The organism is Bacteroides sp. 2_2_4, from assembly GCF_000157055.1.
In the GTDB taxonomy this organism is placed as follows: domain Bacteria; phylum Bacteroidota; class Bacteroidia; order Bacteroidales; family Bacteroidaceae; genus Bacteroides; species Bacteroides ovatus.
The window spans coordinates 393,588-407,444 of the sequence record NZ_EQ973358.1 but is presented as its reverse complement, the minus strand read 5'-3'; the positions used below and the strand labels follow the sequence as shown (position 1 = coordinate 407,444).

The following is a 13,857-nucleotide window of genomic DNA, read 5'->3' as shown; positions in this document are numbered from 1 at the left end:
TCAACCTTGTTTGAAACTAAAAGTTTCAAGGCGGGAAACACTTTGTTTCAAGTAGCGAAACGAAGTGTTTCTCGGTGTGAAACAGATTGTTTCAAGCCTTGAAACTATTTTTGAAACTACTCGCTACAGGTGAAGAGATGGTGAAATTGTTACTCTTCACCCGCAAACTCCTTATTCATCGAAGAGACAGAGAAAAGGTGAAAGAAGAAATAGAAAGATTGAAAATAAATACCCAGTAGAAAAATTTAATCGATTTTGTAATGATTCAGAATCGTACAAAAATGAATGACAATTCATTTTCAATTACTAATTCGCATTAATTTAAAATATACCATAATATTATAAGCAGTCTGTATTTGCTTCCTATGCAATACTCTACTTTCCCCTCCGTTCATAGCTAATTTAGACGAAAAAGAACATTTTCTCCCGAAAAGTTTTTGTAATATCAGAGTTAATCGTATTTTTGTGTACAATTTTGGTGTAGTGATGACAGAAGAAGAAAAAAAGTTATTGAATTCCTTTGAAACGCAACTACGGCATTTGATTTATTTGCACGATGAACTTAAGCGTGAAAATGCCGAGTTGAAGAAGCTTCTCGAAAATGAAAAGCTGAAAAACGAGAAGGTACAAGCTCAATACGATGAATTGGAAGTCAGCTATACAAACCTAAAAACAGCTACGGCAATCAGCCTTAACGGCAGCGACGTAAAAGAGACGAAGCTGCGATTGTCAAAATTAGTGCGTGAAGTCGATAAATGCATCGCTTTGTTGAATGAATAAGAAGAAGATGTATGAACGATAAAATAAAGATAAACCTGCAGATAGCAGACTCAAACTACCCGTTAACCATCAACCGTGAGGAAGAACAAATGGTACGGGAAGCCGCCAAGCAGGTAAATATCAGGCTTAATAAGTATCGGGAAGTCTATAAAAATCTGGAACCCGAAAAAATTATTGCCATGGTAGCCTATCAGTTCTCGTTAGAGAGACTGCAATTGATGCAACGTAATGATACCAGCCCCTATGTGGAGAAGGTAAAAGAACTGACAGAATTGCTGGAGGATTATTTTAAGGAAGAATAAATCCCGACCGGCTATTCGCTGATAAGAGATAAAACAACCACGCACTGCACAATATCCAAGCAAAAATAATTGCTTTGATATTTGGCGGTGCGTTTTTATTTATATACTTAAATTAAATGTAGAATGATAGCAATAATAGCAACAGCAATTGCTTGCTTCATCGTAGGAGGAGTCCTTTCATATATACTATTCCGGTATGTACTGAAATCCAAATACGATAATGTCCTGAAAGAAGCGGAGACGGAAGCGGAAGTAATTAAGAAAAACAAGCTGCTGGAAGTGAAGGAGAAATTCCTGAATAAGAAAGCGGATCTTGAAAAGGAGGTAGCATTGCGGAATCAGAAGATTCAGCAAGCGGAAAACAAGTTGAAGCAACGTGAAATGGTACTTAGCCAGCGTCAGGAAGAAATCCAACGTAAAAAGATGGAAGCCGAAGCGGTAAAAGAGAATCTGGAAGCGCAACTTGTGATTGTTGACAAGAAAAAAGAAGAACTCGATAAACTGCAACAGCAGGAAATCGATAAACTGGAAGCAATCTCCGGATTGTCTGCCGAAGAGGCCAAAGAACGCCTGGTAGAATCACTGAAGGAAGAAGCTAAAACGCAGGCACAATCATTCATCAACGACATTATGGATGATGCTAAATTAACTGCCAGCAAAGAAGCCAAACGTATCGTTATCCAGTCTATCCAACGGGTGGCTACGGAAACTGCCATTGAAAACTCTGTTACAGTATTCCATATCGAATCGGATGAAATCAAGGGACGTATTATCGGACGTGAAGGACGTAATATCCGTGCTCTGGAAGCTGCTACCGGTGTTGAAATCGTTGTAGACGATACCCCGGAAGCAATCGTTCTTTCTGCCTTCGACCCGGTTCGCCGTGAAATTGCCCGTTTGGCCCTGCATCAGCTTGTGACTGACGGACGTATCCATCCGGCCCGTATCGAAGAGGTGGTAGCTAAAGTACGCAAACAGGTGGAAGAAGAAATTATCGAAACGGGTAAACGTACTACCATCGACTTGGGTATCCACGGTCTGCATCCTGAATTGATCCGTATCATCGGTAAGATGAAATATCGTTCTTCATACGGTCAGAACTTGTTGCAGCATGCACGCGAAACAGCCAATCTTTGTGCTGTGATGGCATCAGAACTGGGACTGAACCCGAAGAAAGCAAAACGTGCAGGTTTGCTGCATGATATTGGTAAAGTGCCTGATGAAGAACCGGAATTGCCACACGCATTGCTGGGTATGAAACTTGCCGAGAAATACAAAGAAAAACCGGATATCTGCAACGCTATCGGTGCTCACCATGACGAAACAGAAATGACCAGTCTGCTGGCTCCTATCGTACAAGTATGTGATGCCATCTCCGGTGCACGTCCGGGGGCACGCCGCGAAATCGTAGAGGCTTATATCAAGCGTCTGAACGATCTCGAACAGCTGGCAATGGCTTATCCGGGTGTAACAAAGACGTATGCTATCCAGGCAGGACGCGAACTCCGCGTTATCGTTGGTGCAGATAAGATTGACGACAAGCAGACAGAAAGCCTGTCAGGTGAAATCGCCAAGAAGATCCAGGATGAAATGACTTATCCGGGACAAGTGAAGATTACCGTCATCCGTGAAACACGTGCGGTAAGTTTCGCTAAATAACGTAACGATTCAAAAGAAGATTCATATAAGGGCGAAGAAATTCGCCCTTTTTTAATACACGACTATGGGAAAGTATCAATTTGAGATTTGTACCAATTCAGTGGAAAGTTGCCTGGCCGCACAGAAAGGTGGTGCAGACCGTGTGGAACTGTGTGTCGGAATACCGGAAGGTGGAACAACGCCCTCCTATGGTGAGATCGCCATCGCAAGGGAAGTACTGACTCATACCCGCCTGCACGTTATTATCCGGCCTCGTGGAGGAGATTTTCTGTATTCGGATATCGAAATCCGGACAATGCTGAAAGATATTGAAATGGCACAGAAATTAGGGGCAGACGGAGTGGTATTCGGTTGCCTGACAGCAGAGGGTGAAGTAGACTTGCCAGCAATGCAGAAACTAATGGAAGCAGCTCAAGGGCTATCTGTGACTTTTCACCGGGCATTTGATGTATGCCGTAACCCGCAGAGAGCATTGGAACAGATCATCAAACTGGGGTGCAACCGTATTCTGACTTCCGGCCAGCAACTTACGGCTGAACAGGGAATCCCCCTTTTAGAAGAGTTACAGAAACAGGCTGTCGGAAGAATCACATTACTTGCCGGATGCGGAGTAAATGAAAATAATATCGCACGCATTGCCGCAGAAACCGGAATCAACGAGTTTCATTTCTCGGCACGCGAAAACATTCAAAGTGAGATGAAATTCAGAAATGAAGCCGTCTCTATGGGAGGCACGGTACACATCAACGAATACGAACGAAATGTAACTTCCATACGAAGAGTAAAAGAAACGATTGATGCCGCTTTACATGGATAAATATGGCAGCAAGGGATGAGATATCGTCTCATAATAGTACTAATACAAGACAGAAATGGTGAACATACAGCCTTCAAGCCTTTTGTTCACCATTTCTTTTTTGCATCATTACCAACAGTATCTCAAAAAACTGCTATACTTTTATTTATAAATATGGAATTATCGTAATATAAATACCAGTAATAATAGCCGAAGTAATTACTCCCGAGATATTAGCTCCCAAAGCATCTCCCAGAACAAATGAGTCCGGATTATCTTTGCTTACAATCTTTTGTGCAACCTTCGCGGTAGTGGGTACACAGCTAACAGCTGCAATACCGATTACCGGATTGTAATTACCCCGTTTAATAATATACATGATATATCCTCCGATTATTCCTCCGATACCGGAAAGTAATAATGCTACAATACCTAATACTAATAGTTTCAAGATCTTCGGATCGAGCAACAGATGTGCATCACAAAGTACACCCAGCAGTACGCCCAACATAAAAGTGGAGCCATAAAGCAACGGACCACTCACAAAATCATAGATATGTTTCATACCCGACTCACGAACAGCAACACCCAGGAACAAAGAGAAAAACAAAGGAGAAGCTACCGGGAACAAGAAACAGAGAATAGCACAAAGAACAGCAGAGAAAGCCAGTTTCACTTTAGCGTCGTAATTCTTCGGAGCTTTCTTTGTCACCATCTTAATAGCGCGGAAGCGTTTGGGAACCAACAGTTTTACCAAGTAAGGATAGCCTCCATACGTCAAGCCCAAATAAAGATAGGCAACCACCGTAATAGGGACAAAGAGATGCTTTGCCAATGCCAACGAAGTAAACAACACCATTGGTCCGTCGGCTCCACCCACCATAGCCACAGATGCACTTTCTTTCAGAGTCAGACCAAGAGCAGAAGCAATAGGTACTGTCAGGAAAGTGCCCAGCTCTGCGCACAAAGCCAGGAATATACTTGCAAATGGTTTCTGAAGCAGGAAGCCGACATCTAGAAGCGTCCCGATACCCATAAAGACAAAACAAGCTATCAGCCCGTTACTAAACGTCAGGGTATAAACAGGTTGCAGGAAATCTATCTGCATAGTATTCATTAATTGGTCCGTATCTGAAAGCATCGGATCGAGAAAGAGATTACCCAGTGTACCGTCGGGCATAATGAGGGTTCCGCAGTTGATAGCTACCATTCCCAGTCCCATCGGAATCATTACCATCGGTTCGAGTATACCTTTCCAGCCTAAATAGATCAGTAACAAACCGAGAAGTACTAAAAAAACTCTTGCAGAAGCAAGCACCCATCCGCTTGCCATCATTGTACCAATACCTTGAAACAAGGTAGCAAAATCTATATTTTCCATAAATTAGTTTTCTTTTATTGTTTGTTGTTAGTAAGTTTCTTTGAGTTCTTCTTATTGACATGTGCCTGCTCTTCTTCCCGAAGAAAGAATTCGCGGGTATCCTGTGAATAATAATAATTCATCAGATTATTTTCAGAAGCTCCCGGACTCACGCCATGATAATAGCCGGAATAGCCAGTAAAGTTTCTGTCGATCCCCTTACTGTAATCTTCACGGAAATCTCCCAAAGCATCTTCATCTGCAATGGGAATCTGTCGGACTAATCTCTCCACCTTTTGCCGATGCTGACGCCAGCGTCGCAAACGGAGTAGCTCCAAACGGTGAGAACTATAAAAATCAAATGAATCGGCCGCATAGGCAATCAACTTAATGACCGTAGCGACAAAAAAACCGATGAGGAACGTAAGCCCCATCATCGCAAGAGTAGATAGTAATAAATGAATCATAGTAATATAAAAAATTAGGTTGTATAATCTTATTCAAAAAAAGAAGAGGCGCCCAATGGTAAAACCATTACAAAATTTAGACACACATGAAAGTTAATCCCATTGGGCCTTCCTCATCACCATATAGAAGCAATCGGCGGATAACACTTGCCTGAAACCACTTCGGTATATATCCTTGCTTTTATACGACGTAACTCCCGTTTCACAACGGGAACACAATATTTTAATCCTTAAAGACAGGCACATCAATATCCGTCCTTTGTTCCAAGTCATAGGAAATACATTCTTTGTTTTCCATGTTAACATGAATAAAACTAAGATAATAAATAAAGGAAATGATGGTAGATGGAGGAGCTGAATAGGCACCTCACCTTACCCAAAGATAAGAATATAGTCTAAATGAGAATATGCGCCAATGTATAGACGTAATACTTACACGAATATTTAGTGTAATTGACATCAAGGCCGGTATGCCCCAAACGATTCTCCGGAAGCATAACATTCAGAGAGCTCAATATCTGTATAATGACAGTATTGGTATTGAACTTCAGGTTCTTGAAAGGAACAATGCTCCTCGGAAAAGAGATATTGTCAAAAATGCAGTCACTAACTTTGCAATTGGATGTCTCGTCAACAAACTGCGAATGAGAATCTTTACCTGGCTTGTCGAAGCCGGCAGAAGAAACGCAACAGCATGACACTGCTTCATATCGCATGTCATTAGACGAGGTCTCAGTTTTTTTCTGAAATCCCTGCAATTCTTTATTGGAAACATTACTAAATCCCAATACCAGAAATGCACATGCTAATATGCAAAAAATGTACTTAGTCATAATTTGCTGCAAACGTAATCATTCTTTTCCGAAAAAACGCATTAAGGGCAAGAATTAACGATTATTGCATACCTCCTCTTTTCTACAACCCATGTACAACTTTCATCAATTGCTCACCCAAACCGATTGTATATCCTTGAGAAACAAAGACTACCCTATTAAATGTATCTGCAATGATAAACACCGGCAGAATAGAATTGTTTAAATTCATAGCCTGTACAATTTCTTTGCGGATGCTATCATCGACATCAATACCGTAGGTGATGGTAGACGGAAGTCCTTTAAATTCGTCGGCATTAAATTTCTTGTATTGTTCTTCCGAAGGGAAAAGAAAGACCATCTTACGCCCCCATTGTTCGAAATCATTGCCCAAAGCGGCTATATCTCTTAGCGCATGATTGGTAGGTTCCTGCCCTACTCCAAGCACAGCTACTACAAAATAACCACGTCCACAGGTTTGCAGAATACTCCGCTGTTCAGTGCTGTCAACCGGACGATAGGTCGCTTCCGAATTAAAATTGCCGATCACTTGCACCTGATCTTTGCTTTCACGCATCACAAGGTCAACGGTGGTTGTCTTACCGGGTTCTATAGTAAAAAATGTACTGTTGGAAAGCACCGCACCACTTGCCAACCGAGTTCCGGTCACCATCATATAATAGCCTTCATCAAGCTCTCTCCCATATTTTAATAAATTACGCCAGGTAGTTCCATCCCCCATATCCGTCTCTCCTTCGTCATAATTAAGTAACTGGAATGTGCCGTTTTTAAACTTGGAAAGAGTGAAATGCGAATAATATTTAGGATCTTCCACAGAACGGATAGGCGTGTAAGTCGCTTGTAACACTCCCTTTCGAGACTGTGCAGCTTCTGCCGTATCGAAGTTGACATCTTCCTTTGCAAATTCTTCATTTAGAATCTGCACCTTTCCGGTCACTTCATCAATCCAGGCAGCGGACGCCCATCCCATGCTCCGGTAAGCTGCCACAAAGAATATATCACGCGACTTTTCATCAGCCACCCGTGCTTTCCATACTCCCATCGGAGAGATAGGAATCTGTTGGGAATTCAGTTCATTATTGATTTTAATCTCTTTTCTGCACCATTCTATTAATACTTTGGGATCACGTTTCATGCTATCGGGCACAGACTGGTACACTGTTTTTTCAATGGCTTCACGAAGTACCTTTTTATAAGGAGTCAACATTTCATTAGCTATACGAGGAGGATTGAGGTACATTCTTTTAAATAAATCAGTCTCTATCTTCTCCCAATCCGAGATATTAGTCAGCAGATGATCATTCAATACATCCAGAGTTACATCGCGGAGATCTTTAGCCGAAAGACTCTCTAATATCCATATAGCCCGTATTTCTTCCCATGAAACAGCGTCTTTCTCTTTTCGGATAGCTGAAAGGAAGTCTTTCAAGGTTTGGTGGTTTCCTCGCGAAGCAACCAGGAAGTTTACTAATTTTTCTTTCTTTTCCGATTGTAAGGTATTTCCATATAGTTGATCTATCCACTCTTTGGCCTGTTTTTCCGTCATCATTGTTGCTACATACGCATTGCGGATTGAATCTTCCTGCGCCATCCGCCGATCATTTTCCGCCCGTTGTTCGGGAGTGACTTCGGGAATATTCGCTCCTTCCACCGGAGGTACAAGATCCATTGGCAAGGAATAGGCTTCACCTTCTTTCCTATTTAAAGAGAGTTGCAATGCATCATCTTTTCCAAATGAGATTTTGGCATAACCAAATTGTCCGTTGCGGGATGCCCAAACCAACATATCTCCTTTACCGGCAGTCAGGCTGGCTTTCCCCTCTGCATCTGTATATTTCGTGGCTACTGTATAAAACTCCGCATAATTGTATATCTTAAATTCGACTTTGGCATCTGCTACCGGTTGACCGTCGGCATCCGTCACCGTTACGATAGCTTTGGCAGTAGGGGCATAATTATCAATCACATTGATTTCTGTATAATTCGGCGTCTCAAGCATAATCTCTTCCGGACCGTTGTAACGTCCGAAAACCTTGGTATGCATCAACATTCCCCGACTGGCAGGGGAATTAAACCATCCCAGGTTCAAAACCGGTTCCGGTTCACAAGCTCCAAAGAAGTACCAATGTCCATCCGCCCATGCTTCCACCCAAGCATGGTTATCATCCGTATGCGCCCAGCGGGGCGTATACACTTGCCGTGCCGGAATACCGACTGCCCGGAGCGCAGCCACCGTAAATGTAGACTCTTCGCCACAACGTCCATACGCTGTTTTGACAGATGCCAATGGTGAGCTGGTGCGCGCATCACTCGGACGATAGACCACTTTCTCGTGACACCAGTGGTTCACCTCTAATATCGCGTCTTTCATCGGCAGCCCCTTCACCCTGTCTTTTAGTTCACCATAAAACACACGACGGGAATCATCCAGATTCTCGTTATTCACCCGGATCGGCAGAACAAAATGACGGAACACTTCATCGGGAATCTCTTTGCCCCAAGGCATCTCGTCACGTGTCTGCTTCGACAGCCGGACATTCTCCAAGTAATAATCTCCCGGATAGTCCGTCACATCCCCTATCGGCATATAAGCGTAGAGAAACATCAATGCTTCGCGCTCGTACACTGACAGAGCGGAATCACCAAAGATCGCAAATAAATCTCCATGAGGAAGTGCCTGTTTTTTCTGCTCAAAGTCTTGAGCTACTTGATTCCGGTAGGATTCTTCTTTGAGGAAGTGAGCATTGTTACAAGCAAACAGTACAATCGACAAAATCAGGACGCACAAAAGATGGGTGAATGTTTTCATATAAGTGTTTGGTTTATTCTATTAATAAGGTTGCTGACTGACAAAAATAGAAGAATATTTTCTGAATACCTAGATAAGTACATAAAAATGTGATAGATAAGAATAATATTGTCATTGATGGGAAAATCCGGGAATTTTGTAACAGGTTTGTAATATAGACCGTGTTCGAACCCTTATAAAAAGAAAATTCAAAAGAAAAAGAAGATTTTTATGTTTTACAGCATATAATTCGAAAACAATTTGTATCTTTGCAGTGTTATTAGAGAAAACAAGATGTAAAACCGCTCTTCAAAACGTGGAGGGCAAAAAAAGAGGAAACAAATTATGAAAAAGAATGCAAATGAAAAAATTATGATGTTACAGTACCGTATTAAACGCTATCAAGCAATGGGAAATGGTGCCATGTGCCAAACATTAAACGGTAAACTTCAAAAACTGCTGTCACAGCAGGTTGCCATGTAAATAAACACACTAATTATAATAAATAGAGCGAGGAACTTTCGAGTATCCTCGCTTTTTTTATACATTTGCAGAAGAAAGATAATAAAACACATTATGAAAAAGCTATTTATGTCGGTTGCGCTCCTCATATTGGTCGTAACCTCTTTTGCACAAACACCCGGTTATGAGTTCACAACCGTTGTATCTCACCAAGCAACGCCTGTCAAAGATCAGGGTTCCACAGGAACCTGTTGGTGCTTTGCCACCGCTTCTTTCATGGAGTCGGAACTGCTCCGAATGGGAAAAGGAGAATATGATCTCTCGGAAATGTTTATCGTCCGCCAAAAGTACATGAATCAGATGGAGGACAATTATCTCCGTCGTGGTAAAGGAAGTATCGGTGAAGGAAGTTTGGCACACACTTTCAAAAACGCTTATAAGAAAGCGGGAATCGTTCCGGAAGAAGTGTACACCGGATTGCCGGGCGATAAGAAAGACCACAATCACGGTGCATTGTCACGCTACCTCAAAGCATTGGTAGACGCAAATATTGAATCTAAAAAGCGTACTCCGCAATTTGATGCGCTTATTAATAATCTGTTCGATATTTATCTGGGTAAGATTCCCGAAAAGTTCACTTATAAAGGAAAAGAATATACTCCTCAATCTTTCACAGAAAGTCTGGGATTGAATATGGATGATTACGTTGAGCTGACTAGTTTCACTCACAAGCCTTATTATGAGACATTCTCACCTGAAGTTCCCGACAACTGGGAAAACCAGCCGATGTATAATCTTCCGTTGGACGAACTGATCGGGGCTATCGACTATGCACTGAACAAAGGGTATACCGTATGTTGGGATGGTGACGTTAGCGAACAGGGTTTCTCTTTCAAGAACGGAATCGCCATCAACCCGCAAGTGGAGGATGTGAAAGATTACTCGACCACCGACCGTGCCCGTTTTGAAAAAATGCCTAAATACGAACGAATGGACGAAGTGTTCAAGTTTGAGCATCCTTATCCGGAAATCAACGTAACACCGGAAATCCGTCAGGATGGTTACGAGAAGTTTGTGACAACTGACGACCACCTGATGCACATCACCGGCATTGTGAAAGATCAGAATGGTACTAAATATTATATCACCAAGAATTCCTGGGGAGCGGATAGCAACAAATCCGGAGGTTATCTGAATATGTCTGAAAGCTATGTACGTGCTAAAACAATCTGTGTGATGGTACACAAAGATTCTCTGCCTAAGGAACTGAAGAAGAAACTCGGTATTCAATAAATCGCATGAAATCAGTCCCGAAGGGAGATTGGCTGTTTCATACATTTATTTATTCGGAACTCTCCATTATATTCATATAACAAAAGAAATAGGGCAACGAAGTATCACTACTTCACTGCCCTATTTTTTTGTTAACCTACTATATTAAATCCTTTGCTCTTTATTTCTTTTTCAATGTCACGTCGCTGATTTCTACAACACCGCCTTTGTTCTGGGAAAGAATAGCCACATAACAATCTTTCAGAATAGCAGCATCATCGTCTGTATCAGACACTTCCAAGTTAGCATTTGCTTTCTTGCTGCTAATAGCATTTACCACTTGTCCCATATCATAATAAACCACTACTTTAGTCCATTTACCGGCCTCTTTAATTTTAAAATTGTATTGTGCACCCGAAGCATTCGGTTGAGCATCCGCGTCATAGTCTCTACGCATGAAGAAAGTGGTATTGTACTTGCCATTATCATTCTTTTCCTCATTGGTCTGTTTGATGTATACACTGACCGGAGTTCCTGCTTCTTTAGCTTTTGCATAGAAAGTAAGAACATAGATACCTTTGTCCAAACCATCGGTAATACGTTGTCCCAGGAAAGCTTTATACCAAGAGAGATTCTTTTCAGCACCGGAGTTATCCAATTTCATTGCATTCGGATATTTGGCATCTCCTGTTTCTTCCCAGGCAATAGTAGTTACTCCGTCAGCTTCATTATTCATGATAAACCACTCTCCTGCGGTAGCTTTGTTGGCATTAGTCACTTTAGTCTTTACTTCAGTGGCGAATTTTTCGTTTTTTATCAGGTTCTGCGCACTTACGCTTACTCCTGCTAGGACCAAAAGGCCGGCAAATAATACTTTTTTCATCTTACTGTGATTTAATTGTTTATACTTTATTTTTTCTAGCTTTAAAAATCTATTTCATCCTACTTCACTTGTTGAATAACAAATCCATATTTACCAGTCACTTTCTTTTCTTCAGTCTTTAGTGTGATGCGGTAAATCTCTTTGCCCCATACGTTAGACAGGCGCGGATCATCCAGTTTGATTGTTTCCAGTTCGGCTTTAAACTGCGGCGGATAGTTCATTTCCACCTTTTGTCCCTTTACTTCGATGCGGATTTTTCCGGCTGATGGGAAAGTCACATTGCCCCAAGTTAAAAAATTCATTTGATTAGGAGCAATAGCTTCATCCAACGTATAAATATCACCAATAATGAGTTTTTTATCATCAAGAGCATAAGAGCGAACCCAGCTTTTCACTTTCGCTTCTGCCGGATAAGCAGTAGCTATATCCGTAGAGAACATCCGTTTCTTCTCATTGCAAACGGTATTGGTAGCTTTATACTCCTGCCCGAATTTCTGCGGTACTCCGTTAATCATCGGCAAGTTATGATAGTTGCTCTGCATGGTCCAGATGGTATAGCGGTCCTTGCCGAACGTCTGTTTGGTATATGTACCTACACCGGCATCAATAATCACAGGAATTGTATTTACATATAAAGAGAAGGTTCCTACATCGTTGTGGTTATGGCTTTCGTTATTAAATCCGCCTTTAGCGGCAACAAACATACCGTTCTTGTTCTTCATATAACAAAATTCCGTTTCGGGATACCAGGTCACATCCGGCATATCATGTTTCGGAGTTGCTTTTGCCAGCTCATTACAGCAAAGTAGAGATTGAAGCGAACGAAAAGCATCGTTGCCCATGGTAGCATACGGTTTTCTTCCATTCAACAGGTATGCGGCAAAGTGCATCATTTCATCGCTGTTTACAGCTTTACCGAAGCGATAGATTAACAAAGGATCGCCCCCGCCTTGTGCCGATGCATCAGCAAAATTCACCACCCAGCCATTGCCCACGTATGAGCGGGACATATATTCTCCCATCCGGCGAATCATCGGTTCATTGAACAGAGACAGTTTACCGCCTGTGCCATCAGAGAGTATCTGCAAATAGTCGTAGAGCTTTCCGGCAGCATGTCCCCAGTAAGAGGTTCCCTCCTCACAGGCACCATCGGATTTCACGAAGTTGATAAACTTATCGACTGACTGCATGGAGCGATAAACAGCTTTCGCCAACTTATCCTTATTGTTCTCCATCAGTAAGAAACATTGCAGGGCATTGGAGTTACACCAGGGATTCCAGTTGTTGATGATTTCTCCCGGTTTCCAGTTAAAAGCCATCCACCACATTTCGTCGTCGTTCATATACGGATCGAGAATACGTTCTTTGATTGCTTTACGCATTTGCAAGGATACCACAGGATTGATTTTGTCGAATGGTTTGCGGAAGAAATAGTGTACCCAGGCCATTAAAGCTCCGTATCCGCCTGAACCGAGGTCGATAATCTGTTCGCGGAAGTCGGGAAGTGAACGTTTGCTACTCTGGCGGGGCAAGTGTGCGGATAGAACCCATGAATTCATTTCACAGCTCATATATGCTCCGTTCAGTAATTGGTCGATAAAACGTCCTTTCCCTTCGGCCAGTTCGGCGAGCATCAGGGTGTTGAGTGCCTGGCGGTTGGCGTCATAAGGAACTTCCATCACTTTGCGGTTACCGCTACGTTCGTATTCCAGATAGGCAGTGGCAGGTATCAGTTGCCATTTGTAGTCGAGAAGTTTTTCACCGGCTTCGATGAGACGTTGTTTGTTGGGTCCCATCAAGGAATCCCAGGCGGCACGATCGGTATAAGCAGGATAAGGCACCCAAGCCTGTTTCATTATTAACACGTTTTTCAACGTAGTCTCGTCAGCCGCTTTTTGCAGCATATTGCGTTCGGTATAAGCGTTTGCCTTGAAAGAGAAACTCCCCAAAGCTGCTACCAGAAAAACACAAAGCAAATGTTTCATTCGAGTCATGGTATTTTCATTCATTTAAGTATTGCAAAGATAGTGTATCTGAAGAAAAATGAGGTGAGTAAATCATACGAACCTGATGACAAAAAAGTACAGACGACAAAAATAGTACTCATAATTGCTATATTTTAGGCTTTTAAGTCATAGTAAGAACGATTTAAGCCATACAGAAACCGGGGACTCATTTCGGAAAAACAAAGGTACAGTTTTAAAAAAAACAGAAGCTCCGTTTGGGGAAAATAGAGGTTCTGTTTACTTCAAATA

12 protein-coding genes are annotated in these 13,857 nt (G+C 42.0%); 6 read left to right on the top strand and 6 right to left on the bottom strand.

The window, feature by feature from the left end; all coding sequences use genetic code 11:
* Positions 1-486 precede the first annotated feature (486 nt).
* From BSCG_RS17930 to BSCG_RS17945, 4 genes are all read left to right on the top strand, one after another.
* Positions 487-780, top strand: a complete 294-nt coding sequence (locus tag BSCG_RS17930; RefSeq protein ID WP_004313411.1) for a hypothetical protein — start codon at positions 487-489, stop codon at positions 778-780.
* An 11-nt stretch (positions 781-791) separates the two neighbouring features.
* Entirely contained in the window at positions 792-1,082 is a 291-nt protein-coding gene (locus tag BSCG_RS17935) for a cell division protein ZapA (protein ID WP_004304741.1), read from the top strand.
* A 123-nt stretch (positions 1,083-1,205) separates the two neighbouring features.
* Positions 1,206-2,741, top strand: coding sequence for a ribonuclease Y (gene rny, locus BSCG_RS17940; RefSeq protein ID WP_004313412.1), 1,536 nt, complete (start codon positions 1,206-1,208; stop codon positions 2,739-2,741).
* Positions 2,742-2,805: 64 nt separating this feature from the next.
* A complete protein-coding gene (locus tag BSCG_RS17945) occupies positions 2,806-3,558 on the top strand; it encodes a copper homeostasis protein CutC (protein WP_008775549.1) in 753 nt (250 codons plus the stop codon).
* A 145-nt stretch (positions 3,559-3,703) separates the two neighbouring features.
* Here the strand turns inward: BSCG_RS17945 and BSCG_RS17950 are convergent, their stop codons facing one another.
* The 4 genes from BSCG_RS17950 to BSCG_RS17965 form a co-directional block, all read right to left on the bottom strand.
* On the bottom strand, positions 3,704-4,918 hold the full coding sequence (locus tag BSCG_RS17950) for a sodium ion-translocating decarboxylase subunit beta (RefSeq protein WP_004308326.1): 1,215 nt from the start codon (positions 4,916-4,918) through the stop codon (positions 3,704-3,706).
* Between the two features lie 14 nt (positions 4,919-4,932).
* Entirely contained in the window at positions 4,933-5,364 is a 432-nt protein-coding gene (locus BSCG_RS17955) for a hypothetical protein (protein WP_008651141.1), read from the bottom strand.
* A 395-nt stretch (positions 5,365-5,759) separates the two neighbouring features.
* Positions 5,760-6,197: a hypothetical protein gene (locus BSCG_RS17960; RefSeq protein WP_008775548.1), complete on the bottom strand. Its 438-nt coding sequence runs from the start codon at positions 6,195-6,197 to the stop codon at positions 5,760-5,762.
* Between the two features lie 82 nt (positions 6,198-6,279).
* The gene (locus tag BSCG_RS17965) at positions 6,280-9,006 is read right to left on the bottom strand and encodes a transglutaminase domain-containing protein (protein WP_008775547.1); all 2,727 of its coding nucleotides are present in this window, start codon (positions 9,004-9,006) and stop codon (positions 6,280-6,282) included.
* A 324-nt stretch (positions 9,007-9,330) separates the two neighbouring features.
* Between BSCG_RS17965 and BSCG_RS29915 the strand changes: the two genes are divergently transcribed.
* Complete coding sequence (locus BSCG_RS29915; protein ID WP_004301914.1) at positions 9,331-9,468, top strand: hypothetical protein; 138 nt, start codon at positions 9,331-9,333, stop codon at positions 9,466-9,468.
* A 93-nt stretch (positions 9,469-9,561) separates the two neighbouring features.
* Positions 9,562-10,740 (top strand): C1 family peptidase, encoded by a 1,179-nt coding sequence (locus BSCG_RS17970; RefSeq protein WP_008775546.1) that lies wholly within the window; start codon positions 9,562-9,564, stop codon positions 10,738-10,740.
* 160 nt (positions 10,741-10,900) lie between these two features.
* Here BSCG_RS17970 and BSCG_RS17975 read toward each other — a convergent pair whose 3' ends face one another.
* Both BSCG_RS17975 and BSCG_RS17980 read right to left on the bottom strand, forming a co-directional pair.
* On the bottom strand, positions 10,901-11,602 hold the full coding sequence (locus tag BSCG_RS17975; RefSeq protein WP_004304719.1) for a DUF4627 domain-containing protein: 702 nt from the start codon (positions 11,600-11,602) through the stop codon (positions 10,901-10,903).
* 59 nt (positions 11,603-11,661) lie between these two features.
* A complete protein-coding gene (locus tag BSCG_RS17980) occupies positions 11,662-13,596 on the bottom strand; it encodes a heparinase II/III family protein (protein ID WP_008775545.1) in 1,935 nt (644 codons plus the stop codon).
* Positions 13,597-13,857 lie beyond the last annotated feature (261 nt).